Here is a 1207-nt window from a genome sequence, read left to right on the forward strand (position 1 = left end):
TACGCCAGAATCTCGGTGACCACGCCGGAGCCGACCGTCTTGCCGCCCTCGCGCACCGCAAAGCGGAGCCCCTGCTCCATGGCGATCGGGCTGATCAATTCACCCGTCACACTCACGTTATCCCCCGGCATGACCATTTCCACGCCCGGGTTGAGCGAGACAATCCCCGTCACGTCCGTCGTCCGGAAGTAGAACTGCGGGCGATACCCGTTGAAGAACGGGGTATGCCGGCCGCCTTCTTCCTTCGTCAACACATAGATCTCGGCCTTGAACTTGGTGTGCGGCGTGATGCTCTTCGTCTTGCACAACACCATGCCGCGCTCCACATCTTCCTTCTTCGTGCCGCGCAACAAGACGCCGATGTTGTCGCCCGCCTGGCCTTCATCCAAGACCTTGCGGAACATTTCCACGCCGGTCACGATCGTCGTCTGCGTCGGCCGCAACCCCACAATTTCGATTTCGTCGCCCACCTTCACGATGCCGCGCTCCGCACGCCCCGTCACGACCGTGCCGCGGCCGCTGATGGTGAACACGTCTTCGATCGGCATCAGGAACGGCTTGTCGATCGGCCGCTGCGGAGTCGGAATGTAGCTATCCACCGCCGCCAACAACTTCATGATCGAGGGCACGCCCAATTCGCCCGGATCCGCTTCCATCGCCTTCAAGGCGCTGCCGTGAATGATCGGGGTCTTGTCGCCCGGGAAGCCATACTTCGTCAGCAATTCCCGCACTTCGAGCTCGACCAATTCCAAGAGTTCCTTGTCGTCGACCTTGTCGGCCTTGTTCAGAAACACGACGATGTAGGGCACGCCGACCTGGCGGGCCAACAAGATGTGCTCCCGCGTCTGCGGCATGGGGCCGTCGGCCGCGCTCACCACGAGGATCGCGCCATCCATCTGGGCGGCGCCGGTGATCATGTTCTTCACATAATCGGCGTGGCCCGGACAGTCGACGTGCGCATAGTGCCGGTTGTCGGTCTCGTACTCGACGTGACTGATCGCGATGGTCATGATCTTGGTGGCATCGCGCCGCCCCTGACTCTCGCTCGCCTTCGCCACTTCGTCGTACGGAATGAACTTCGCCAGCCCGCGATCGGCGCACACCTTGGTCAAGGCGGCGGTCAACGTGGTTTTCCCGTGGTCCACGTGCCCGATCGTCCCAATGTTCACATGCGGCTTCTTCCGCTCAAATTTCGCCTTCGCCATAA

The 1207-nt window shown here is 61.6% G+C and carries 1 protein-coding gene; it reads right to left on the bottom strand.

Annotated elements, in window-relative coordinates; all coding sequences use genetic code 11:
* On the bottom strand, positions 1-1205 hold a 1205-nt coding region (gene tuf, locus Q8N04_01645; GenBank protein MDP3089352.1), incomplete at its 3' end, for an elongation factor Tu.
* Positions 1206-1207 lie beyond the last annotated feature (2 nt).

Source organism: Nitrospira sp. (assembly GCA_030692565.1).
Classification (GTDB): Bacteria; Nitrospirota; Nitrospiria; order Nitrospirales; family Nitrospiraceae; genus Nitrospira_D.